Source organism: Subsaximicrobium wynnwilliamsii, assembly GCF_007997225.1.
Classification (GTDB): domain Bacteria; phylum Bacteroidota; class Bacteroidia; order Flavobacteriales; family Flavobacteriaceae; genus Psychroserpens; species Psychroserpens wynnwilliamsii.
On record NZ_VORM01000122.1, the window covers coordinates 1 to 607 of the forward strand.

At 29.7% G+C, this 607-nt stretch carries 1 protein-coding gene; it reads right to left on the bottom strand.

Going from position 1 to position 607, the window contains the following annotated elements; all coding sequences use genetic code 11:
* Nucleotides 1-467: hypothetical protein (locus ESY88_RS20755; RefSeq protein WP_147088614.1), on the bottom strand; the 467-nt coding region annotated here is incomplete at its 3' end.
* Between the last annotated feature and the right edge of the window lie 140 nt (nucleotides 468-607).

The following is a 607-nucleotide window of genomic DNA, read 5'->3' on the forward strand; positions in this document are numbered from 1 at the left end:
TTTTTTCCAGCTAAAAAATCTTGTTCAGCTCTTTGAGTATTGAATTTATTGTAAAATTCAGGTGCTTTTGTCGAATCAATTTTATTTGAGAAATGGTAATCATAAACTTCAAATTCGAGACTGTCTTTTTTCCCAAGTCCCTCCATAAACAAAAATTCTTCTCGTAAGTCTTTTGTTTTAGGATTTACATTTATGCTACAATAATTAAAATACTTTTTTGGGATTTCAAAAATTCCGAGAGAGTTAGTTTTCAGTCGTGTAGTATCTTTTTTATTTGTGATTAAAATATCGTGTTCTCTTTTATTTAAATATGCGAGAGTAGAGTCAGTTGTCGATTCAGTAAACCTATCGGATGTATCTCTGTATTTCACGACTTTTACTTTTCCTACTTTATTTTCCTGCGCAAGTAGATTTTGGAAGAGTCCAAATGTTAGAATTATCAATATGTATTTAAAATTGCGTTTCATTCAAATTGGTGGTAACGTTTAGTATAAAAGAAGTAGGGCTGTAAATAAGCAATAATTATTCGGATTATCCACAAGCCAAATCTTTTGCATTTTGTTTTATATTATTCATCTAAAAGCCAAATCAAAAGATTTGGCGACTT